Source organism: Paucibacter sp. JuS9 (assembly GCF_044043925.2).
Taxonomy (GTDB): Bacteria; Pseudomonadota; Gammaproteobacteria; order Burkholderiales; family Burkholderiaceae_C; genus JAUASW01.
The window spans coordinates 990,534-1,011,548 of the sequence record NZ_CP194172.1 but is presented as its reverse complement, the minus strand read 5'-3'; the positions used below and the strand labels follow the sequence as shown (position 1 = coordinate 1,011,548).

The following is a 21,015-nucleotide window of genomic DNA, read 5'->3' as shown; positions in this document are numbered from 1 at the left end:
GGGCCACTGGGCTCGCCCCCTTGAGGGGGAGCGCCAAGGGCGCTCCGGGGGTGGGTCATCCCTTTAGATCTTGCCGACCAGGTCCAGCGACGGAGCGATGGTCTTGGCGCCTTCGTTCCACTTGGCCGGGCAGACTTCACCCGGGTGAGCGGCGGTGTACTGGGCAGCCTTCAGCTTGCGCAGCGTTTCCTTGACGTCACGGGCGATTTCGTTCGAGTGGATTTCAGCCGTCTTGATCACGCCGTCCGGGTTGATCACGAAGGTGCCGCGCAGCGCCAGGCCTTCTTCAGGGATGTGCACGCCGAAGGCGTTGGTCAGCGTGTGGGTCGGGTCGCCCACCAGCGGGAACTTGGCCTTGCCGACGGCCGGCGAGGTTTCGTGCCAGACCTTGTGCGAGAAATGCGTGTCGGTCGTGACGATGTAGACCTCGGCGCCCATCTTCTGGAATTCGGCGTAGTTGTCGGCCGCGTCTTCGACTTCGGTCGGGCAGTTGAAGGTGAAGGCGGCCGGCATGAAGATCAGCACGGACCACTTGCCCTTCATCGTCTCGTCGCTGACGGTGATGAACTTGCCGTTGTGGAAGGCTTCGGTCTTGAAAGGCTGGACTTGGGTGTTGATCAGAGACATGACTCAGTTCCTGTGGGGTTGAAAGGATGACGGAATGATATCGACGCCAACCCCTTGGCTGGGTTGATTGCTCAAATCAAGCTCATAGGCAAATCCAATCAGGCTTCCAGGGCCAGCAACTCTTCGACGGTCTGACGGCGCCGGATCAGGCGGGCGCTGCCAGCATCGGTGCCGTCAACCAGCACTTCGGCGATCAAGGGCCGGCTGTTGTAGTTGCTGGACATGGAAGCGCCATAGGCGCCGGTGTCGTGGATCACCAGCAGGTCGCCGACCTCGGCCGCCATCAGCTCGCGGGGCACGACCACGCCGCCATCTTCCTGCGTGAACACGTCGCCCGATTCGCACAGCGGGCCGGCCACCACGGTGGGGCTGCTGGCGCGCCGGCTGCCATCGCGCGGCAGCAGGGTCATCGCATGGAAGGCACCGTACATGGCTGGGCGCATCAGCTCGTTGAAGCCGGCGTCGACCAGCACGAAGTGGTTGTTGCCGGCGTTCTTGGTGGCGCGCACCTCGGTCAGGAGCACGCCCGACTCGGCCACCAGGAAGCGGCCCGGTTCGATCTCAAGATGCAGCTTGTGACCCAGCAGCGCCTCGGCTTCCTTGCGGGCGGCGTCCCAGAGGCCGAAGTAGTGCGCGGTGTCGATGACCGCACCGCCCTCTTGGTAGGGAATCGACAGGCCGCCACCGGCCGAGATCGCCTGCAGGTCATGGCCGGCCGCCAGCGTCTGGCGCACCAGATCGACCATCGCGCCGCAAACCTGGCTCAGGTGGCCGTAGTCCACGCCGGAGCCGATGTGCATGTGCAGGCCGACGAGCTGCAGGCCCTGGGCCTTGATGACGGCCAGCGCCTCGCCCAGCGCCGTGTGCCAGATGCCGTGCTTGCTGTGCTCGCCGCCGGTGTTGGTCTTGTTGCTGTGGCCGTGGCCGAAGCCGGGATTGATGCGCAGCCAGACCTTGTGGCCCTTCGACGACGTGCCGAGCTGGCGCAGCATGTCGATGGAACCGGCGTTCACCGGCACGCGGTGTTCGATCACCGTGGACAAGGTCTCTCGGTCCAGCAGGTCAGCCGTGAAGACGATCTCGTCACCGCCGGCCTGATAGCCCGCGGCCAGTGCCCGCAGGATCTCGCCGCGCGAGACCGAATCGACCTTGACGCCCTGCTCCCGCATCAGCCTGAGGATGTGGATGTTGGAGCAGGCCTTCTGCGCGAAACGCACCGTGTCGAAGGCCTTGAGCGCGGCAATGCGCTGGCGGATGACAGCGGCGTCGTAGACCCACAGCGGGCTGCCGAAACGCTCGGCCAGCGAGTGCAGCAAGGGGGCGGAAATGGGCTGGGGCATGTGGGTCTCTTCTTGAAGGCAAAGGATTCAATGAATGCCAGCAGCATGCCCGCCCCTACCCATCCAATCAAATGCTTTCATTTCGATCATCAATCCGTATCTGATATGGTTTGATCATGTCTGCGATCAGCCACCGCCACATAGAAGTCTTCCGCGCCGTGATGCTGGCCGGCGGCGTCAGCGAGGCTGCGCGGCAATTGCACACATCGCAGCCCACCATCAGCCGGGAACTGGCTCGGCTGGAATTCCTACTCGGCTATGCCTTGTTCGAACGCCAGCGTGGCCGGCTCAAGGCGACGGCCCGGGCGCTGGCCCTGTTCGACGAGGTGCAGCGTTCCTTCGAAGGGCTGGAGCGCGTGGCCCATCGCGCCCGCGCCCTGGCGCGAGACGAGCCCGGCGCCCTGCAGCTGCTGAGCCTGCCAGCCCTGGCTCATGCCCTGCTGCCGGCCGCCTGTGCGCGCCTGGGCCAGGCTGATGGAGACAGCGGCGCCATCGACATCACGCCGCAGGAACCGCCCTTGCTGGACGACTGGCTGAGCGCCCAGCGCTTTGACCTCGGCCTCACCGAGCAGGGTCAGGGCAGCGAGGGTGTCGGTTTCGAGCGGCTCCTGAGCCTGGACGAGGTCTGCGTGCTGCCGGCCGGCCATGCCTTGCTGTCCAAGTCGGTGCTCCACCCGGCCGACTTTGCCGGCCAGACCTTCGTCAGCCTGGCCAGCGACGACCCCTACCGGCGCCTGATCGACGCCGTCTTCGAGGCCCAGGGTGTGCAGCGCCAGATGCGCTTGCAAACACACAGCGCGGTCGCCATATGCGCGATGGTCGAGCAGGGCCTGGGGTTGGCCATCGTCAATCCGCTCACTGCCCTGGCCTGCGCCGGAGCGCGGCTGCAGTGGCGGCGCTTCAGCCATTCGATCCCTTACGAGGTCTGGCTGGCCCGGCCCCTGCACAGGCCCACGCATCCGCGCGTTGAGCCACTATGCAATGCGCTGCGGCTTGAGGCAGCAGCGCTGCAACAACGGTTGAAGCACTGAATGCAAAGAGGCCGCTCGATGCGGCCTCTTCTCATGCAATCGTCAGCGCGGCTTTTCAGGCGCGCTCGATGCGCGCGTAGGCCGAGTGGTTGTGTATGGATTCGAAGTTCTCAACATCGACCGAATAGCGGCCGACCCGCGCTTCAGCATTCAAGCGCAGCGCCACATCGCGCACCAGGTCCTCGACGAACTTGGGGTTCTCGTAGGCATGCTCGGTGATCCACTTCTCGTCGCTGCGCTTGAGCAGTGGCCAGATTTCGCTGGAGGCGCTCTCTTCCGCGAAGCGCACCAGCTCCTGCCAGCTCAGAGAAGCGTCCTTGACCTCGGCGCGTATCGTCACCAAGGAGCGCTGGTTGTGCGCGCCATAGTCGGAGATTTCCTTGGAGCAGGGGCACAGGCTCTTGACGGCCACGCCCACCTCGGCCCACACGGTGGTGATGCCGGCGCGGGTCTCGGAGATCAGGGCACCTTGATAGTCCAGCATGCTCTCGATGCCGGACACAGGCGCACGCTTGCGCAGGAAGAAGGTGAAGCGCACTTCGATGCGGCCTTCCACGGCTTCCAGCTTCGTCAGCATCTGGCCGTGCAACTCGCGCAGCGACACGGCGTCCAGCGGTGCCTGCAGCGCATCGAGCCAGGCCACGAAGCGGGACATGTGCGTGCCCTTCTTCTCTGCCGGCAGCAGCACGTCCAGCGTCCAGTTGCCCACGGTGGGCTGGGCCTTGCCGGCCACCAGCACCTGCAGCGGGTAGCGCACGTCCTTGACGCCCACGCGCTGGATCACCAGATGGCGCTCATCGCGCTCGCTCTGGGTGTCGGGGATGTGATGCAGGTGGGCGCTGGTGACTTGGTTCATGCGAATCGCAGGCCGGCGGCGCAAAAGCGACGCCTCGGGTTAATACTGAGCCCAGAGCATGACAGCTTGCAAGCAGCCTTGCCGGCCAAGGGCTTTGGGTACCGTGCTCAGCCGTTGGCTGCCCGCAGAGCCGGGCGGGCGCCAAAGCGCTCGACGATGGCCTGCTCGATGCCCACGGCATCCAGGCCGCATTGCGCCATCAGCTTGACCGGATCGCCATGCTCGACGAACTGGTCGGGCAGTCCCAGCTGCAGCACCGGCACCGAGATGCCGGCGGCCTGCAGGCTCTCGAGCACGGCACTGCCAGCGCCGCCCATGATGCAGCCTTCCTCAATGGTCACCAGGGCCTCGTGGGTACGGGCCAGCTCGGCCACCAGTTCATGGTCCAGCGGCTTCACGAAGCGCATATTCGCCACCGTGGCGTCCAGCTTCTCGCCAGCGCCCAGGGCCGGATAAAGCACCGTACCAAAGGCCAGGATGGCGATGCGCGAGCCGCGGCGTCGCACCTCGCCCTTGCCCCAGGGCATGGCCGTCATCTGCTTGACAGCAGCCACCCCAGCACCGGCACCACGCGGATAGCGCACGGTCACCGGGCCTGCATGGTCGAAGCCGGTGAACAAGGCCTGGCGGCACTCGTTCTCGTCGGCCGGCGTCAAGAGGCTCATGTTCGGAATGCAGCGCGTGAAGGCGATGTCGTAGTTGCCGGCGTGCGTGGCGCCGTCGGCACCGACCAGGCCCGCCCGGTCCAGCGCGAACAGGACCGGCAGATTCTGGATCGCCACGTCGTGAATCAGCTGGTCGTAGGCACGCTGCAGGAAGGTCGAGTAGATCGCCACCACCGGCTTCAGGCCTTCGCAGGCCAGGCCTGCGGCATAGGTGACCGCATGCTGCTCGGCGATGCCGACGTCGAAGTAGCGGGTCGGGAAGCGCTGGTGGAACTCCACCATGCCCGAGCCCTCTCGCATCGCGGGCGTGACACCGACAAGGCGCTTGTCCTGGTCGGCCATGTCGCACAGCCACTCGCCGAACACTTGCGTGAAGGTGGTCTTGGCCGGCTTGGTCGCGGGCTTGATACCCTCGCTCGGATTGAATGGCGACGGGCCGTGGTACTTGATCGGGTCGGCCTCGGCCAGCTTGTAGCCCTGGCCCTTCTTGGTCACCACATGCAGGAACTGGGCGCCGCCGCGGTCGCGCAGGTTCTCCAGCGTCGGGATCAGCGCGTCGAGGTCGTGACCATCGATCGGGCCCACGTAGTTGAAGCCGAATTCCTCGAAGATCGTGCCCGGCACGACCATGCCCTTGGTGTGCTCCTCGAAGCGACGGGCAAATTCATAGAGCGGTGTGTTCTTGAGCACCGACTTGGCACCTTCGCGGGCCGCGGCGTAGAACTTGCCGCTCATCAGGCGGGCCAGGTACTTGTTCAGCGCGCCCACCGGCGGGCTGATCGACATGTCGTTGTCGTTCAGGATCACCAGCACGTCGCCGAGCACGCCCGCATGCGGAATACCTGCGTTGTTCAGCGCTTCGAAGGCCATGCCGGCTGTCATGGCGCCATCGCCGATGATGGCCACGGCCTTGCGGTCTTCGCCCTTGAGCTTGGCGGCCATGGCCATGCCATGCGCGGCCGAGATGGAGGTGGACGAATGCGCGGTACCGAAGGTGTCGTACTCGCTTTCGTCACGGCGCGGGAAGCCGCTGATGCCGCCCAGCTGACGCAGGCCAGGCATCTGGTCGCGACGACCGGTCAGGATCTTGTGCGGATAGGTCTGGTGGCCCACGTCCCAGACCAGGCGGTCTTCAGGCGTGTTGAACACGTAGTGCAGCGCGATCGTCAGCTCGACCGTGCCCAGATTGGACGACAGGTGGCCGCCGGTCTTGGCAACCGACTCGAGCAGGTAGGCCCGCAACTCATCGGCCAGCTTCGGCAGATCGGCGCGCGGCAGGCGGCGCAGGTCTGCCGGGCTGTTGACGGTTCTCAGCAGGGCGTAATTCATGACGATCCTGTTCTTATGGGTTGTAGCGCGAGTTCGCGGCGTTCATTGCAGGCCAAGGAGGCGCCGCTCAGCTCTCGCGCTCCACGACCTTGTCGGCCAACTGTGCCAGCCGGCTGGTATCCACCAGGCCGCTGGCCGCCAGGGCGGCATGCGCCTGCCCGCGCAGTGCCTGCGCGTAGCGGCGCGCCGGCTCCAGCCCGAGCACGCTCACATAGGTCGGCTTGTTTGCATCCTGGTCCTTGCCCGCCGTCTTGCCCAACACTTCAGAGTCCTGGGTCACGTCGAGAATGTCGTCCACCACCTGGAAAGCCAGGCCGATGGCCGCACCGTACTCGGCCAGGGCATTCCAGGCACGCTCGTCCAGCTCGCCGCAGGCAGCACCCATCAGCACGCTGGCCTGCAAGAGTACGCCTGTCTTGCGGCGATGCATATCGCACAAGGCTGCCTCGTCCAGCTGCTGGCCGACGCTGGCCAGGTCGATGGCCTGGCCGCCCGCCATGCCTGCGTGGCCGGCCGAGCGCGCCAGCAGCGCGCACAGGCGCGCCTGCAAGGAAGCATCAACACCCTCTTCCGGCGTCAGAACCTCAAATGCCAGGGCCTGCATCGCGTCGCCCGCCAGCATGGCCTGGGCTTCACCGAAGGCCACATGGACCGTGGGCTTGCCGCGGCGCAGCACGTCGTCGTCCATGCAGGGCATGTCGTCATGCACCAGCGAATAGGCATGGATCAGCTCGACCGAGCAAGCCGCGCGCAGCGCCGCCTCGCGATGGCCATGAACGGCTTCGCAAGCCGCGAGCACCAGGAGCGGGCGCAAACGCTTGCCGCCACCCAGCACGGCATAGCGCATGGCTTCACCGAGACCGGCAGGCGAATCTTCGGGAACCCAGCGCTCCAGCGCTGTCTCTACCTGGTCCAGGGCATCCTGGGCCCAGGCGTCAAATCTTGCGGCGTCCACTGTCAAGAATCCTCCCAGAGCTTCAGCTCGCCCGCGTCCAGCAGTTTGACCTGCTGCTCCACCGCGACCAGGCGCTCCCGGCAAAAACCCAGCAACTCGGCGCCGCGCCGGTAGTTGTCAAGCAATTGATCCAAAGGGAGCTGCCCGCCTTCCATGGCCGCCACCAATTGCTCCAGCTCGGACAGGGCCAGCTCATAGCTGGCCGGCACGGGCAGGGCTTGGCCGCGCGCTACTGGCGCGGTTTTGGCGGAGGAATCTGGAGCCTTACTCATTTCAATAAGCGAAACGTGACATTGTAGTCAGCGCCATGCGCCAATCCGCGTCACTCGCTGGGGGGAGGTTTCAGGAAGCAACAGTTGACAGTGCTGTAGCTGTCAGTGCAGTGAGGCCCCCAAGCGCCGCCCCCCGGGTACAATCCCTCCCTCGCGCATTCCCTGAGCCAGGTCACGAGCGGTTCGACCGGCTCAGACAGCGCACGGGCCCGGCTGTCGTCGGGCTTTTTTGCCCTCTTCTTCACAAACCCGGTACAGCGGTGCAGCCTGCAGCGACCGTGCCGGGGGGTTGACATTGGTTTCCTGGAGACCCCTTTGGATCATGTCCGACCTGAGCATCCCAGTCTCGGCGCTTGAGCGCAGCAAGACACAGCTGCAAGTCACCTCGTATTTCGATGAGGCCCTGTTCCGCAAGGAACAGGCTTTGTTGTTCCAACCTGGGCCGCGCTACCTCGGGCATGCGCTCGCGGTGCCCGAAGTTGGTGACTACTACGCACTGCCCCAGGAGGGCGAGGGCCGCGCCTTGGTGCGCACGCCGCAGGGCATCGAGCTGCTGTCCAATGTCTGCCGCCACCGCCAGGCCGTCATGCTCAAGGGACGTGGCAACACGCGCAGCAATATCGTCTGCCCGCTGCACCGCTGGACCTACGACCTGAAGGGCGAGCTGGTCGGCGCACCTCATTTCGCCGAAGACCCCTGCCTGAACCTGAACCGCTACAAGCTGCGCGAATGGAACGGCCTCCTGTTCGAGGACAACGGCCATGACGTGGCCGCCAACCTGGCCCGCATCGGGCCAGCGGCAGAGCTGGACTTCTCGGGCTATGTGCTGGACAAGGTTCATGTCCACGAGTGCGACTACAACTGGAAGACCTTCATCGAGGTCTATCTGGAGGACTACCACGTCGGCCCCTTCCATCCGGGCCTGGGCAACTTCGTGACCTGCGAAGACCTGAGCTGGGAGTTCGGTCGTCACCATTCAGTGCAGACCGTGGGCATCCACAAGGACCTGGAGCGGCCGGGCTCGGACGTCTACAGCAAGTGGCATCAGCAGGTGCTCGCCTTCCGCGGCGGCGAGGCGCCCAAGCATGGCGCGATCTGGCTGACCTATTACCCGCACATCATGGTCGAGTGGTACCCGCATGTGCTGGTGGTGTCCACCCTGTTTCCGCAGGGCCCGCAGAAGACTACCAATATCGTCGAGTTCTACTACCCCGAGGAAATCGTCGCCTTCGAGCGCGACTTCGTCGAGGCCCACCAGGCCGCCTACATGGAAACCTGCGTGGAAGACGACGAGATTGCCCTGCGCATGGACGCGGGCCGCAAGGCGCTGATGCAGCGCGGCGACAACGAGGTCGGCCCCTACCAGAGCCCGATGGAAGATGGCATGCAGCATTTCCATGAGTGGTACCGGCAACTGATGCAGATTGCCCCTTGAAAGAGAAGGCCGCCCGCGAGGCGGCTTTTTAACGCCCGCTTGACGGGCAGAATCCCTGCCATGCCCGCCTCCGCCTTGATGATCGCCGCCACCTTTCTGTTCGCCACGATGGGGGTGTGCGTGAAGCTGGCGTCCAGCCAGTACGACGCGGGCGAAATCGTGATGTACCGCGGCATCGTGGGCGTCCTGATGATCGGCCTGATGGCGCGCGCGCACGGCCTTTCGCTGCGCACCTCGGTGCCAGGCATGCACTTCTGGCGCAGCCTCTCGGGCGTCTGTGCGCTGTCGCTGTGGTTCTATTCGATCAGCCAGTTGCCGCTCGCCACGGCCATGACGCTCAATTACATGTCGTCCGTCTGGATGGCGCTGTTCCTGATCGGCGGCGCAGTGATGCTGGGCACAGCCAAGGTCGATTCGCGGCTGGTGGCTGCGGTGCTCCTGGGCTTTGTCGGCGTGGCCCTGGTGCTGCGGCCGACGATTGACCAGCAGCAAGCCTGGCACGGCCTCGCCGGCCTGCTTTCGGGCATGCTTTCCGCCCTCGCCTATCTGCAGATCACGGCGCTCGGCCGGGCCGGTGAGCCGGAGTACCGGATCGTCTTCTACTTCTCGCTCGGCGGTGCGATTGCTGGCGGCCTGACCACGGCCGTGCTGCACTTCGCCCGGCACACGACCGAGTTCCATGGCCACGATGCACGAGGGCTCGGCCTGCTCTTTGCCGTCGGCGTGCTGGCCACCGTGGCCCAGCTGATGATGACTCGCGCCTACGGCCGCGGCCGCACGCTGGTGAACGCCAGCCTGCAGTACCTGGGCATCGTCTTCTCCAGCATCTATGGCGCCTGGCTGTTCCATGACCGGATGAGCCTCAGCGCCCTGGCCGGCATCGCCCTGATCATCGGCGCCGGCCTGGCCGCCACCCTCTTGCGCAGCCGCGTCGAGCCTTCACCCCATGCCGTGAGCGAATCATGACCACGACCTACCGCACCCTGATTTCTGCCACCGAACTGCTCGCCCTCGAAAAGCAGCCTCAGGCGCTGCTGCTGATCGAATGCAGCTTCGACCTCGCCGATACCGATGCGGGGGAGCGCGTCTACCGCGATCAGCACCTGCCCGGCGCCCACTACCTGCATCTGGACCGCGACACTTGCGGCCCGATGACCGGCAGGAACGGCCGCCATCCGTTGCCGGACCGGGAGACATTTGCGGCGCGCATGCGCGCACTCGGCCTGCGCAAGGAAACCCAGGTCGTGGCCTACGACCGCCAAGGCGGTCCTTACGGCGCCCATCTGTGGTGGATGCTGCGCTGGCTGGGCCATGAGGCAGTCGCGGTGCTGGATGGTGGTCTCGCCGCATGGACGGCTGCTGGCGGGCCATTGAGCAATCACGAGACGCCAACGCCGCACGCCGGCGATTTCGTCACCGGCCCTTCGCTCTCCCCAACCATCGAAGCCGATGCGCTGCTGGCAAGACTTGGCACCTTGCGCCTGATTGACGCGCGCGCTGCCGAGCGCTTCCGTGGCGAGGTTGAGCCGCTGGACAAGCAGGCCGGCCACATTCCCGGCGCCAGCAACCGCTTCTTCAAGGACAACCTGGGGCCGGATGGTCGCTTCAGGCCTGCCGCCGAGTTGCGTGCCGAGTTCGAACGCCTGCTGCCGCCGCATGCGCCATCGGCCGTGGTTCATCAATGCGGCTCGGGTGTGACCGCCTGCCACAACCTGCTGGCAATGGAGCATGCCGGCCTGGCGGGCTCGGCGCTCTACCCCGGCTCCTGGAGCGAATGGTCCTGCGACCCGGCGCGGCCGGTCGCCAAGGGCTAGCAAGCCTCCTTGACATGGCGCAAGATGGGCCGTGCGCGTGAGCGCCACACTGGCCCTGAAATCCAGCAAGGAGGTTCGCCATGTTCAAACGCATCCTGGTACCCACCGACGGTTCCGAGATCACCAGCAAGGCCATCGATACCGCCATCGCCATGGCCAAGACCCATGGCGCCAAGCTGTACACGATCAGCGTGAAGGAACCCTTCCCCTACAGCGCGGTGTCGGAAATGCAACCGACGCCGCCACAGGAATTCTTCGACGCGCAGGAGCGCATCGCCAGCGCCAGAGTGAAGGCCGTGATCGCCGCGGCCGAGGCTGCCAACGTGTCGGCCGAGGGACACACGGTCGAGGCCCTGCATCCCTGGGAGGCGATCATCGAGCACGCCCAGCAAAACAAGGTCGACCTGCTGGTGATGGCCTCGCACGGCCGGCGCGGCGTTCAGGCGCTCTTGCTGGGCAGTGAAACCCAGAAGGTGCTCACGCACTGCACGACGCCTGTCCTGATCGTTCGCTAGCTTGGCAACTCAGTGGTGGCCGGAGAAGCTGACCACCAGGGTCACCAGCGCCAAGCCAGCGGCCAGCCAGCCGAGTTGCGCCATGGTCTCGCGCCAGGGCAGGCGGCGCTGCAGTTGCGGAATCAGGTCGGCCACGGCCACGTAGATGAAGCTGCTCGAGGCCGCCACGAGCAGGAAGGGAAACAGCTCCTGCCAGGGCCCGACAACGAAGTAGCCCAGCACGCCGCCGCCCACGGCGGCAAGACCTGACACCGCGTTGTAGAACAAGGCCTTGCCGCGTGACAAACCGGCGTTCAGGAGCACGATGTAGTCGCCCACCTCTTGCGGAATCTCGTGGGCGATGATGGCCAGCGCCGTGGCCCAGCCCAGGTGATGGTCGGCCAGGAAGGCGGCAGCGATGATCACGCCGTCGCAGAAGTTGTGGATGCTGTCACCCACCAGCACCGAGATCCCGCCGCGGCCTGCCTGGTCCGCATCGAAGTGATGATGATGGTGATGCCCATCCCCCTCGTGATGATGGGTGTGGCGGTACAGCTCGGCCTTCTCCAGGAGAAAGAAGAACAGGAGACCGCCCAGCAGCGTCAGGAACAGCGCCTGTGGCTTGGCATCGCGCTCAAAAGCCTCGGGCAGCACCTGCAGCAAGGCCGTGCCCAGCAACACGCCGGTGGACAGACTGACCAGGTGCTTGACCACCCGACCGAGCAGGCTCACGGTCAGGCTGGCCGCGATCAGCACGGACAGAAGTCCGCCGATCAGCGTTGCGAGCACGATATAGAACAGGGTCATGGGCAGTCAAAAATCAAAGCGCACCGGGAGGTGCGCTGATCGGGCATTGTCTCAGAGCTGTCAAGCACCGTTCAGACGCCATGCGACTTGAACCAGGCCAGGCAGCGCACCCAGCCGTCCTTCGCCTCCTTCTCGCGGTAGCTGGGGCGGTAGTCGGCATTGAAGGCATGCGGCGTGTCCGGGTACAGCACGATCTCACTGGCGCGCGCGGCCACGCTGCCCGCCTTCAATGCCTCTTGCATGCTGGCGACATCCTCGTTCGGAATGCCCGCATCCGCGCCGCCATACAGGCCCAGCACCGGCGCTTTCAGGTCGGCCGTCAGGTCCAGCGGATGACGAGGATAGATGCTGTGCCGCTCGCCCTGCAGCTTGCCGTACCAGGCCACCGCCGCCTTCAGTTGGGGCTGATGCGCCGCATAGAGCCAGGTGATGCGGCCGCCCCAGCAAAAGCCGGTGATGGCGAGGCGCTTCGTGTCGCCGCCATTCGCATCCGCCCAGGCAACCGTTGCGTCCAGGTCACCCAGCACCTGCGCATCTGGCACCTTGGAGATCACCTCGGCGATCAGCTTGGTGATCTCTCCGTACTCGCCAGCGTCGCCTTGGCGCACAAACAACTCAGGCGCAATCGCCAGATAGCCCTGCTTGGCAAAACGCCGGGCCACATCGGCAATGTGCTCATGCACACCAAAAATCTCGCTGATCACCAGCACCACGGGCAGCTTGCCCCTGGCATTGGCCGGGGCCGCACGGTAGGCCGGCATCTGGAACTTGCCGACCGGGATCGTCACCTCGCCGACCAGCAGGTCCTTGGCGTCGGTCTTGATCGTCTCGGCCGTGACCGGCATCACGGCTGCGGCAAAGCTGCCGCCCACCGTCGCGCGGACAAAATCTCGGCGGCTGGGATCTTTCGCATCAAAAGCGGGCATCGTTGGCACTCCAGACTGGGATTGCGCGGATTCTAGGGACGCGCGCGGGCGGCGCCGTCATCGAATGCCGCGACAATCGCGCCCCATGAATCTCGCCGCCGTTCCTGCATCCCAGACCCTGGCCGCCATCGACATGGGCTCCAACAGCTTCCGGCTGGAGATCGCCCGTCTCGAAGGCAACCAGTACAAGCGCCAGCAATACCTGAAGGAAACGGTGCGACTGGGCGGCGGCCTCGACGCCGACGGCACGCTCAGCGAAGAAGCGATACAGCGTGGCCTGGCCTGCCTGGCTCGTTTCGCTGCGGCGCTGCAGGGGTTTTCACCCGAGCAGGTGCGTGCCGTGGCAACGCAGACGCTGCGCGAAGCCCGCAACCGCGATGACTTCCTGGCCCGGGCCGAGAAGGCGCTGGGCTTTCCGATCGAGGTGATCTCGGGTCGCGAGGAAGCCCGCCTGATCTTCGCTGGCGTGGCACGCCTGCAACCCTCGGAAGCCACGCGACTGGTGATCGACATCGGTGGCCGCTCGACCGAGATGATTCTCGGCCGCGGCCGCAAGCCCTTGAAGGCCGAGTCGTTCCAGATCGGCAGCGTCAGCCTGTCGATGCGCTTCTTCCCGAGCGGCGAGTTCACGCCCGAGGCCTTCCGCGCCGCACAGATCGCCGCAGGGGCCGAGCTGGAAGAGGCCTTCAAGCAGTTCTCCAGGCAGCACAGCAAGCCGGCCTGGACCGAGGCGCTGGGCTCATCGGGCACCGTGGGCGCCGTTTCGCAATTGCTGGCCGGCAGCGGCATCACCGACGGTACGGTCACGACCGAAGCGCTGCGCTGGTGCATCGAGCAATGCCTGGCGGCCGGCCACATGGACAAGCTGGACCTGCCCGGACTGAAGGAAGACCGCCGCGCCGTGGTGGCCGGCGGCCTGTGCATCCTCTACACCTTGCTCACTCAGTTCGGCATCGAGTCCTTGAAGCCGGCCAAGGGCGCGCTGCGCCAGGGCGTGGTGTTCGACCTGGCCGAACGCATCAACCCGGGTGTGCGCGCCACACTGGACCTGCGCGAGCAATCGGTACGCATGTTGCAGCAGCGCTTCCTGATCGATACAGCGCAAGCCAAACGTGTGCAGGCGCAGGCCCAGGCCTTCTACCGCCAACTGCAGCCGCAAGCCACGCCCGAACTCAGGCGCGAACTTGGCTGGGCGGCCGCCCTGCACGAGATCGGCATGATGGTTTCGCATCACGACCACCACCGGCACAGCGCCTACCTGCTCTCCCATGTGGACGCCGCCGGCTTCTCACAGAACCAGTTGCAGCGCCTGGGCGACCTGGCACTGGGCCAGCGCGGCGGCCTGCGCAAGCTGCAGGACCAGTTGCAGGCGGATGAGAACCTGCTGTGGCAATTGCTGGCGCTGCGTCTGGCCGTGGTGCAGTGCCACGCCCGCGGGCCGGTTCAATTGGACGCCCTGAGCTTGCAGCGCAGCGAGCGCCGCCTGCGCATCGAGACCAAGCCCGGTTGGCTGCTCGCCAACCCGCTGGCCGACTACCTGCTGCGCGGCGAGGTCGACGCCTGGTCGCGCAGCAAGCTCCTGACGGTCGACTTCAGGACGGACTGAACAGGCGCATCAGCGCCTGCTGGGCGCTGTGTCTGACCTCCGCCTGCTGGGCGCTGTGTCTGACCTCCGCCTGCTGGCCGCTGTGTCTGATCTCCACCTGCTGGCCGCCGTGCCTGACCTCCGCCTGCTGGCCGCTGTGGCCCGCGCCACTGACCAGCGTCGAATGCCCGTCGGGCCCGAGCTGCCAGGCATCCAGGCTGTCGTGCAGATAGGGCACCAGGCCCTCGTCGATGACGCGCTGGCGCAGCTTGGCGTCCAGCACCGGCCAGGCCACCTCGATGCGGCGAAACATATTGCGGCTCATCCAGTCGGCGCTTGACAGGTACAAGGCTTCATCGCTTTCGCTCGACCCCCAGCGGAAATAGGCGATGCGCGAATGCTCCAGGAAGCGGCCGACCACCGAGCGGATCACGATGTTGTCGCTGATACCCGGCAGCCCGGGCGGCAGCATGCAGGCGCCACGCACGATCAGGTCGATCCTGGCGCCAGCCTGGGCCGTCTTCAACAGCGCAGCGATGAGTTCGGCGTCGGTCAGCGCATTGATCTTCACCACCACGCGCGCCGTCTGACCAGCCCGCGCAGCTGCCTCAACCTGGGCGAGGTGCTCGACCATCCGTGAATGCATGTTGAACGGCGCGACCAGCAGGCGCTTGGGCGTCTTGAACTTGCCCAGCGATGCCAATTGACGGAACACCATGTCAGCGTCCGCCGTCAGGTCCGGGTCGGCACTCATGTAGCCGATGTCGGTATAGAGCCGCGCGGTCTTGGGGTTGTAGTTGCCGGTCGAAAGGTGGGCGTAGCGGCGCAGCGTGGTCTTGCCGCCGGGCTTGCCCTCGCGGCGCGTGATCAGGAGCAGCTTGGCATGCGTCTTGTAGCCGACGATGCCGTACACCACCTGCGCGCCCACAGCCTCCAGCCGCTCCGCCCAGTTGATGTTCGCTTCTTCGTCAAAGCGAGCCTTCAGCTCGACGACCACCATCACTTCCTTGCCGCGCCGCGCTGCCTCGATCAGGAGGTCCATCAGCTCGGACTTGCTGCCGGTGCGATAGACCGTCTGCTTGATCGCCAGCACGTCCGGGTCTTCAACCGCTTCGCGCAGCAATTGCACCACCGGCTCGAAGCTCTCAAACGGGTGATGCAGCATCACATCGCCCTTGGCCAGGCGATCGAACATCGATTTGCCGCGCGGCAGCCGCCCCTGCGGCCAGACCGGCTCGTGCGGCAGGAAGCGCAGCTCGTCGGCCTCGGTCTGGTCGATCAGCTCATTGAGGCGGACCAGGTTCACCGGGCCATTGACGCGGTACAACGCGGCCGGCGGCAGGTCGAACTGCTCCAGCAGAAAGCGTGACAGCTCTTCCGGGCAGGTGTTGACCACTTCCAGGCGCACCGCACGGCCGAAGTGGCGCGTGGTCAGGCCCGAGCGCAAGGCGTGGCGCAGGTTGGCGATCTCTTCCTCGTCCACTTCGAGGTCTGAGTCGCGCGTGACGCGGAACTGCGAGAAGGCCTCGACCGTGCGCCCCGGAAACAGCTCCTCCAGGTGCGCGCGGATCACGCTGGTCAGGAGAACAAACGCCTGCCGGCCTTCGCTGATCACCGCGGGCAGCTTGATGACTCGCGGCAGCACGCGCGGCACCTTGACGATGGCGATGCGGTTGTCGCGGCCGAAGGCATCCTTGCCCGAGAGGCGGGCGATGAAATGCAGCGACTTGTTGGCCACCTGCGGAAAGGGGTGCGCCGGGTCCAGCCCCACCGGCACCAGCAGCGGCCGCACCTCGCGCTCGAAGAACTTGGCCACCCACAGGCGCTGCGCATCGTTGCGGTCGGCATGGTTCAGCACCACGATCCGCTGATCGCGCAGCCGCGTCATCACGTGCTCGTTGAAGATGGCGTACTGCTCGTCGATCAAGAGATGCGCCTCGCGCGCCACGCGCTCGATGTCGCGGTTGCTGACCTGCGAATCGGGGTCGCGCGCCGCATCCAGCATGTCGGCAAAGCGCACCTCGAAGAACTCGTCCAGATTGCTGGAGACGATGCAGATGTAGCGCAGCCGCTCCAGCAGCGGCACATCCTCGCGCTGCGCCTGGGCGAGCACCCGACGGTTGAACTCGAGGATCGCTTGCTCGCGGTTGAGCAGGGGTGGCGTGGGCTGAGCGGGAACGGTCATGCCGGCAAGCATATGAAGCAAATATGACAGGCGTATGAGTAGCGTGGAAGGCGACCTCGATAATGCCGCCATGCACCTGATGATCCCTTATGCCAGCGCCGCCGGCGAGACCGGCGCGGCCGCCCTGCAGACGCTGGCCCTGCCCCAGCTCTCGGCCTTGCTCGGCCTGATGCAGCCCGACGGCGCGCCGCTCGGCGGCGACGAACTGAGCCCGGACACGCCTTTCGAGCTGGCCCTGCGTGCAGCCGGCCAGCCCGTCAATGCGGCCACGATGGCAGCCGCCGATGGCATTCAAGTCGACAAGCACTGCTGGGCGCTCGTGAGCCCAATGCATCTCTCGGTCAGCAGCGACCAGGTGCTGGCGCTGGACCCGCAGGCCCTGCAACTGGGCGACGCCGATTCCCGCCGCCTGCTGGCTGATCTCGCAGCCGAGCTGTTCCCGGCCAGCGAGGGCTGGCGCCAGGCCTGGGGCGCGGCTGACCGCTGGTACGTCGCCCACGAAGACCTGCAAGGCATGGCGAGTGTCAGCCTGGAGCGCGTGATCAACCGCCCGGTCGACGCCTGGATGCCCGAGGCCCGGCGCCTGCGCACGCTGCAGAACGAATGCCAGATGCTCCTGCATCGCCACCCGCTCAATGCACAGCGCGAGGCGCGCGGCGAGCTGATGGTGAACTCGGTCTGGATCAGCGGCTGCGGCCGCTTTGAGCCCGCCCAGACGGAGCCCGGCTTGCAGATCGAACGCAGCCTGCGCGGCCCCTTGCTGGCTGGCGACTGGGCGGCATGGTGCGACGCCTGGCGCTCGCTTGATGCGGGACTCATCAATGACATGCTGACCCGCGCCAGGCAAGGTCAAGCGGGCTTGAGCCTGACGCTGTGCGGCGACCGCGAGGCGCGCCGCTACAAGGTGCAGCAACGCTCGGGCTGGCAGCGGCTGTGGCAGTTCATCAGCCCGCCGAGCGCAGATGCAGCAAAGATCCTGGGCGCCCTATGAACCCGCAAATCATCACTCGCGAAGTGCCCCCGCGTGCCGCCTGGACGCTGGAGCAGGCCGGTGTCTCGCCCTTGCTGGCCCGGCTGCTGGCCGCACGTGGCGTCAAGAGCCCGGACGAGCTGGACGATGGCCTGGCCAGGCTGCTGCCGCCCGAAGGCATGAAGGGCATGGCCGAGGCAGCCGCGCTGCTGGCCGACACGCTGGCCGCCGGCTCGCGCATCTGCATCGTGGCCGACTACGACTGCGACGGCGCCACCGCCTGCGCCGTTGCGCTGCGCGGCCTCTCGCTGCTGGGCGCAAGAGCCGGCACGCTGGACTATGTGGTGCCCGACCGCGCCATCCACGGCTACGGCCTGACCCCCGCGATTGCCGAGCTGGCCCTGGCCAAGCGCCCTCACCTGCTGATGACGGTGGACAACGGCATCGCCAGCCTGGCCGGTGTCGCCCATGCACGCGAGCTGGGCATGCAGGTGCTGGTGACCGACCACCATCTGCCGGCCCTGGTCGGCGATGCGGTCGTGCTGCCCGAGGCGAATGGCCTGGTGAACCCCAACCAGCCGGGCTGCACGTTCGAGAGCAAGAACCTGGCCGGCGTCGGCGTGGTGTTCTACCTGCTGATGGCCTTGCGCGGCGAGTTGCGCAAGCGCGGAGCGTACGAATCTGCGCCTCAACCCAAGCTGGACGGCCTGCTGGACTTGGTCGCGCTGGGCACCGTGGCTGACGTGGTCAAGCTCGATGCCAACAACCGCCGCCTCGTGGCGCAGGGCCTGCGCCGCATGCGCGCCGGCCGCATGCAGCCCGGGCTGGCCGCACTGTTCACGGCCGCCGGCCGCGATGCAACGCAGGCCAATGCCTTCGACCTCGGGTTTGCGCTGGGCCCTCGCATCAATGCGGCGGGCCGGCTCTCCGACATGACGCTGGGCATCGAATGCCTGCTGACCGACGACGGCACGCGCGCCACCGAGCTGGCCAAGCAGCTCGATGCGATCAACCGCGAGCGCCGCGAGATCGAGGCAGGCATGCGCGAGCTGGCCGAAGAGAAGCTCGAAGCCTTGATGCAGAACCCGCAGCTGCGAGGAACACCACCAGCGGCCTTGTGCATCTACGAGCCCGAGTTCCACGAAGGCGTGGTCGGCATCGTCGCCTCGCGCCTGAAGGAGCGGGTGCACCGACCGACCTTCGTCTTTGCGCTGGGCGCCGATGGTCAATTGAAAGGCTCGGGCCGCTCCATTCCCGGTTTCCATCTGCGCGACGCGCTGGACCTGGTCAGCAAGAGAGCGCCCGACCTGTTGAAGAAGTTCGGGGGCCACGCGATGGCGGCTGGCTGCACGCTGGTCGACCCTGATGCGTTTGCAGCCTTCGACAGCGCACTTCAGCAAGTCGCCAGCGAATGGCTGGACGAGGCCGCACTGACCCGAACGCTGCGCACCGATGGCGCCCTGCCGCCCGAAGCCTACACGCCGACCACGGTGCGCGAGCTGGAGGCGCAGGTCTGGGGCCAGGCCTTCGAGGCGCCGCTGTTCTGCGACCAGGTCGAGGTGATGCAGCAACGCATCGTGGGCGAGAAGCACCTGAAGCTGCGCATCCGCCAGGGTCAGGGCCAGAGCCAGGTCTTGCGCGACGCCATCTGGTTCGGCCACACCGAAGGCCTGCCCGAGCGCGTGCGACTCGCGTACCGCCTGAGCCTGGACAGCTGGAACGGCCAGGAACGGGTGCAGATGGTTGTGGAGGCGGCCGAGCCGCTGGTATGAACTCAGCGTGAACGAATGCACGTCAGGCAGCACCGCGGGCGAACTGTCAAATCACTGCCACAGTGGGCCTGAAGAATCGGTTGCAACGCTGACGCAACCGGTTCCTCCATGCCCGACCAGACCACGCCCGTTTCACCCCGCCACGACCTGCTGGCCCTGCAGCTGTCCAACCTGATCAGCCAGCAGAGTTTTGACATCCATTTCCAGCCGCTGGTCGATGTGAATCGCGCCGGCATCCTCGGCTACGAGGCGCTGACCCGCGGCCCGGCAGATTCCTCGCTGCATTCACCCCTCGTGCTGTTCGACGTGGCCGCCCGCCAAGGCCGCCTGGTGGAACTGGAGCGGCTGGTGGTGCGCAAGGCCTTGCGGCGCTTCCGCGAGCTGGCACTGCCAGGCCAGATCTTCCTGAACCTCACGGCCGATACCTTGCTGGCCGCGGAAGGCCGCGTCGAGCAGATTGCGCATGAATTCGCCGAGCTGGACATGCCGCCCTCGCGCATCGTCATCGAGCTGACCGAGACCCGCCCCATCCTCGAACCCGAGCGGCTGAGCGCCTCGCTGGAAGGCCTGCGCGCGCTCGGTTTCGTCGTCGCGCTGGACGATCTCGGCGAAGGCTTCGCCAGCCTCAAGCGCTGGATGGACATCCGACCCGACTTCGTCAAGATCGACCGCCATTTCATCGACGGCATCGCCCAGGAGCCCTTGAAGCAGCAGTTCGTGCGCTCCATCCTCGAGATGGCTGCGTCCAGCGGCTGCACGGTGATCGCCGAAGGGCTGGAACAGAACGGCGACCTGAGCGTGCTGCGCGAGCTGGGCGTGCCGGTCTGCCAGGGCTACCTGCTGGCGCGGCCCACGGCCACGCCCCGGGCCACCCTGCGCGCCGAGATCAGCAGCCTGCTGCGAGACGGCAGCACGGCCCGCAGCCTCTTGAACCTGCCCGCCGGTGCCATCACCCAGGCAGCCCAGCTCTCGCAGCGCGGCCACACGGTCTCGGGCCGCATCGACTGCCAATCGGTCGTCGAGATGTTCACCAGCGACGAGCAGCTCTATTCGCTGCCCGTGCTCGACGCCGACAACCGGCCGATCGGCATCCTGCGCTCGCTGCAGGTGCTCAAGCGAAGTGCCGAGCGCTTCTTCATGGACATCCATCGCAAGCACAGCTGCACGGTGCTGATGGACCCGCAGCCGCTGCTCTTCGATGTCTCGACCTCCCTGCGCGCGATGAGCGAGACGATTGCCAACCTGGACGACCGCCTGATGGTGGACGGCTTCATCGTCACCAAGAACGGCCAGTACTTCGGCAGCGGCCGCACCTCCGATCTGCTCAAGGCGGTCTCAGACCTGCAAGTGCATTCGGCCCGCTATGCGAATCCGCTGACGCTCTTGCCGGGCAACGTGCCCATCGACAACCAGCTCGACAGCCTGCTCGCCGAGGGCCGGCCCTTCGTGGTGGCGATGTGGGACATCGACAACTTCAAGCCCTTCAACGACAGCTATGGCTACCGCGCCGGCGACGAGATGATCAAGTTCACCGCGGCCACGCTGACCCAGGCGGCCGATGCCGAACTCGACTTCGTCGGCCATATCGGCGGCGACGACTTCCTGATGGTGCTGGGATCGGCCAACTGGCAGGAGCGGCTGCAAGACGTCTGCAATGCCTTCGACGCAGGCGTGCGCGGCTTCTTCACCGAGGAGCACCTCATGCGCGGCGGCTACACCACGCTGAATCGCCAGAACCAGCCCACCTTCAATCCACTGCCCACGTTCAGTGCCGGCGTGGTGACGGTGCGCGGAGACGGCTGTTTCGAAAACTCGCAGGCACTGTCGGCCGCCTTGATAGAACCCAAGCGCGTGGCCAAGAGCCGAAGCGGCGGCAGCCGCTACTTCGTGGACCGGCGCGGCCCGGAAGCCGTCGAACAGCCCTTGCCTGCCGCCGCCTGATGAGCTGAGTG

Annotated in this window: 18 protein-coding genes; 9 read left to right on the top strand and 9 right to left on the bottom strand. The window is 66.2% G+C overall.

The genetic code is table 11. The annotated features are described in order from the left end of the window. Window positions 1-63: 63 nt before the first annotated feature. The gene (gene ahpC, locus ABT392_RS04420; protein ID WP_334278903.1) at window positions 64-627 is read right to left on the bottom strand and encodes an alkyl hydroperoxide reductase subunit C; all 564 of its coding nucleotides are present in this window, start codon (window positions 625-627) and stop codon (window positions 64-66) included. 98 nt (window positions 628-725) lie between these two features. Next, window positions 726-1,967, bottom strand: a complete 1,242-nt coding sequence (gene lysA, locus ABT392_RS04415) for a diaminopimelate decarboxylase (protein ID WP_395386490.1) — start codon at window positions 1,965-1,967, stop codon at window positions 726-728. A 116-nt stretch (window positions 1,968-2,083) separates the two neighbouring features. Here lysA and ABT392_RS04410 point away from each other — a divergent pair, with 116 nt between their 5' ends. Then, window positions 2,084-2,998 carry a LysR family transcriptional regulator gene (locus tag ABT392_RS04410; RefSeq protein ID WP_395386491.1) on the top strand — a complete coding sequence of 305 codons (915 nt, stop codon included), beginning with the start codon at window positions 2,084-2,086 and terminating at the stop codon, window positions 2,996-2,998. 55 nt (window positions 2,999-3,053) lie between these two features. On the opposite strand, the gene folE2 is transcribed toward ABT392_RS04410, so the two are convergent. From folE2 to xseB, 4 genes are all read right to left on the bottom strand, one after another. After that, window positions 3,054-3,854, bottom strand: coding sequence for a GTP cyclohydrolase FolE2 (folE2, locus tag ABT392_RS04405; protein ID WP_395386492.1), 801 nt, complete (start codon window positions 3,852-3,854; stop codon window positions 3,054-3,056). A gap of 107 nt (window positions 3,855-3,961) precedes the next feature. After that, on the bottom strand, window positions 3,962-5,848 hold the full coding sequence (dxs, locus tag ABT392_RS04400) for a 1-deoxy-D-xylulose-5-phosphate synthase (protein ID WP_395386493.1): 1,887 nt from the start codon (window positions 5,846-5,848) through the stop codon (window positions 3,962-3,964). Between the two features lie 67 nt (window positions 5,849-5,915). Next, window positions 5,916-6,803 (bottom strand): polyprenyl synthetase family protein, encoded by an 888-nt coding sequence (locus tag ABT392_RS04395; protein WP_334278898.1) that lies wholly within the window; start codon window positions 6,801-6,803, stop codon window positions 5,916-5,918. 2 nt (window positions 6,804-6,805) lie between these two features. Continuing rightward, a complete protein-coding gene (gene xseB / locus ABT392_RS04390; RefSeq protein ID WP_395386494.1) occupies window positions 6,806-7,075 on the bottom strand; it encodes an exodeoxyribonuclease VII small subunit in 270 nt (89 codons plus the stop codon). A 322-nt stretch (window positions 7,076-7,397) separates the two neighbouring features. Here xseB and ABT392_RS04385 point away from each other — a divergent pair, with 322 nt between their 5' ends. From ABT392_RS04385 to ABT392_RS04370, 4 genes are all read left to right on the top strand, one after another. After that, window positions 7,398-8,510 (top strand): aromatic ring-hydroxylating oxygenase subunit alpha, encoded by a 1,113-nt coding sequence (locus tag ABT392_RS04385; RefSeq protein ID WP_395386495.1) that lies wholly within the window; start codon window positions 7,398-7,400, stop codon window positions 8,508-8,510. A gap of 60 nt (window positions 8,511-8,570) precedes the next feature. Then, window positions 8,571-9,476 carry a DMT family transporter gene (locus ABT392_RS04380; protein WP_334278895.1) on the top strand — a complete coding sequence of 302 codons (906 nt, stop codon included), beginning with the start codon at window positions 8,571-8,573 and terminating at the stop codon, window positions 9,474-9,476. Further along, the gene (locus ABT392_RS04375; protein WP_395386496.1) at window positions 9,473-10,324 is read left to right on the top strand and encodes a sulfurtransferase; all 852 of its coding nucleotides are present in this window, start codon (window positions 9,473-9,475) and stop codon (window positions 10,322-10,324) included. The genes ABT392_RS04380 and ABT392_RS04375 overlap by 4 nt, the downstream gene beginning before the upstream one ends. Window positions 10,325-10,404: 80 nt before the next feature. After that, window positions 10,405-10,839 carry a universal stress protein gene (locus ABT392_RS04370; RefSeq protein ID WP_334278893.1) on the top strand — a complete coding sequence of 145 codons (435 nt, stop codon included), beginning with the start codon at window positions 10,405-10,407 and terminating at the stop codon, window positions 10,837-10,839. Window positions 10,840-10,848: 9 nt separating this feature from the next. Here the strand turns inward: ABT392_RS04370 and ABT392_RS04365 are convergent, their stop codons facing one another. Then, a complete protein-coding gene (locus ABT392_RS04365; RefSeq protein ID WP_334278892.1) occupies window positions 10,849-11,625 on the bottom strand; it encodes a ZIP family metal transporter in 777 nt (258 codons plus the stop codon). Between the two features lie 71 nt (window positions 11,626-11,696). Continuing rightward, window positions 11,697-12,551, bottom strand: a complete 855-nt coding sequence (locus ABT392_RS04360) for a dienelactone hydrolase family protein (protein WP_395386497.1) — start codon at window positions 12,549-12,551, stop codon at window positions 11,697-11,699. Between the two features lie 85 nt (window positions 12,552-12,636). Between ABT392_RS04360 and ppx the strand changes: the two genes are divergently transcribed. After that, entirely contained in the window at window positions 12,637-14,157 is a 1,521-nt protein-coding gene (gene ppx, locus ABT392_RS04355) for an exopolyphosphatase (RefSeq protein ID WP_334278890.1), read from the top strand. On the opposite strand, the gene ppk1 is transcribed toward ppx, so the two are convergent. Further along, window positions 14,144-16,321 carry a polyphosphate kinase 1 gene (gene ppk1, locus ABT392_RS04350; RefSeq protein ID WP_395386498.1) on the bottom strand — a complete coding sequence of 726 codons (2,178 nt, stop codon included), beginning with the start codon at window positions 16,319-16,321 and terminating at the stop codon, window positions 14,144-14,146. The genes ppx and ppk1 overlap by 14 nt on opposite strands. 70 nt (window positions 16,322-16,391) lie before the next feature. On the opposite strand from ppk1, the gene ABT392_RS04345 reads away from it, so the two are divergent. The 3 genes from ABT392_RS04345 (at window position 16,392) to ABT392_RS04335 (ending at window position 21,004) form a co-directional block, all read left to right on the top strand. Continuing rightward, window positions 16,392-17,312, top strand: coding sequence for a hypothetical protein (locus ABT392_RS04345; protein WP_395386499.1), 921 nt, complete (start codon window positions 16,392-16,394; stop codon window positions 17,310-17,312). After that, a complete protein-coding gene (recJ, locus tag ABT392_RS04340; protein ID WP_395386500.1) occupies window positions 17,309-19,063 on the top strand; it encodes a single-stranded-DNA-specific exonuclease RecJ in 1,755 nt (584 codons plus the stop codon). Before ABT392_RS04345 ends, recJ begins: the two co-directional genes overlap by 4 nt. Window positions 19,064-19,171: 108 nt before the next feature. Further along, a complete protein-coding gene (locus ABT392_RS04335; protein ID WP_334278886.1) occupies window positions 19,172-21,004 on the top strand; it encodes a bifunctional diguanylate cyclase/phosphodiesterase in 1,833 nt (610 codons plus the stop codon). The last annotated feature ends 11 nt before the right edge of the window (window positions 21,005-21,015 follow it).

What these genes read in the sequence shown, in the direction of transcription:
- ahpC (WP_334278903.1), bottom strand. Translation starts at nt 627, where the DNA reads ATGTCTCTGATCAACACCCAAGTCCAGCCTTTCAAGACCGAAGCCTTC.
- lysA (WP_395386490.1), bottom strand. Translation starts at nt 1,967, where the DNA reads ATGCCCCAGCCCATTTCCGCCCCCTTGCTGCACTCGCTGGCCGAGCGT.
- ABT392_RS04410 (WP_395386491.1), top strand. Translation starts at nt 2,084, where the DNA reads ATGTCTGCGATCAGCCACCGCCACATAGAAGTCTTCCGCGCCGTGATG.
- folE2 (WP_395386492.1), bottom strand. Translation starts at nt 3,854, where the DNA reads ATGAACCAAGTCACCAGCGCCCACCTGCATCACATCCCCGACACCCAG.
- dxs (WP_395386493.1), bottom strand. Translation starts at nt 5,848, where the DNA reads ATGAATTACGCCCTGCTGAGAACCGTCAACAGCCCGGCAGACCTGCGC.
- xseB (WP_395386494.1), bottom strand. Translation starts at nt 7,075, where the DNA reads ATGAGTAAGGCTCCAGATTCCTCCGCCAAAACCGCGCCAGTAGCGCGC.
- ABT392_RS04385 (WP_395386495.1), top strand. Translation starts at nt 7,398, where the DNA reads ATGTCCGACCTGAGCATCCCAGTCTCGGCGCTTGAGCGCAGCAAGACA.
- ABT392_RS04380 (WP_334278895.1), top strand. Translation starts at nt 8,571, where the DNA reads ATGCCCGCCTCCGCCTTGATGATCGCCGCCACCTTTCTGTTCGCCACG.
- ABT392_RS04375 (WP_395386496.1), top strand. Translation starts at nt 9,473, where the DNA reads ATGACCACGACCTACCGCACCCTGATTTCTGCCACCGAACTGCTCGCC.
- ABT392_RS04370 (WP_334278893.1), top strand. Translation starts at nt 10,405, where the DNA reads ATGTTCAAACGCATCCTGGTACCCACCGACGGTTCCGAGATCACCAGC.
- ABT392_RS04365 (WP_334278892.1), bottom strand. Translation starts at nt 11,625, where the DNA reads ATGACCCTGTTCTATATCGTGCTCGCAACGCTGATCGGCGGACTTCTG.
- ABT392_RS04360 (WP_395386497.1), bottom strand. Translation starts at nt 12,551, where the DNA reads ATGCCCGCTTTTGATGCGAAAGATCCCAGCCGCCGAGATTTTGTCCGC.
- ppx (WP_334278890.1), top strand. Translation starts at nt 12,637, where the DNA reads ATGAATCTCGCCGCCGTTCCTGCATCCCAGACCCTGGCCGCCATCGAC.
- ppk1 (WP_395386498.1), bottom strand. Translation starts at nt 16,321, where the DNA reads ATGACCGTTCCCGCTCAGCCCACGCCACCCCTGCTCAACCGCGAGCAA.
- ABT392_RS04345 (WP_395386499.1), top strand. Translation starts at nt 16,392, where the DNA reads ATGCACCTGATGATCCCTTATGCCAGCGCCGCCGGCGAGACCGGCGCG.
- recJ (WP_395386500.1), top strand. Translation starts at nt 17,309, where the DNA reads ATGAACCCGCAAATCATCACTCGCGAAGTGCCCCCGCGTGCCGCCTGG.
- ABT392_RS04335 (WP_334278886.1), top strand. Translation starts at nt 19,172, where the DNA reads ATGCCCGACCAGACCACGCCCGTTTCACCCCGCCACGACCTGCTGGCC.